This is a genomic window from Brachyspira catarrhinii (assembly GCF_005518285.1).
In the GTDB taxonomy this organism is placed as follows: domain Bacteria; phylum Spirochaetota; class Brachyspiria; order Brachyspirales; family Brachyspiraceae; genus Brachyspira; species Brachyspira catarrhinii.
Genome location: NZ_SJDU01000985.1, coordinates 1 through 207 on the forward strand (window position 1 = coordinate 1; position 207 = coordinate 207).

Sequence of the window (207 nt, forward strand, 5' to 3'; positions counted from 1 at the left end):
GAAATTATTTCTCAACAGCCTAGTTTACGCGACTTCCTGAACCCGAAAGCCCAGTCACTATCCCGCCTTAACCTTAAAGCGACAAGCATTTGACTCGCCGCAAGTCTAAACGGTTCGACGAGGACAACCAAAACCTCGCGCACGCAAACAATCTGTGTCATTCCATCGAAACATACTATAGTACAGGAATATTTACCTGTTTCCCAT

Annotated in this window: 1 rRNA gene; it reads right to left on the bottom strand. The window is 45.4% G+C overall.

The features are described 5' to 3' along the window. Positions 1-207: ribosomal RNA gene (locus tag EZH24_RS13925) — 23S ribosomal RNA — on the bottom strand; the annotation flags it as partial.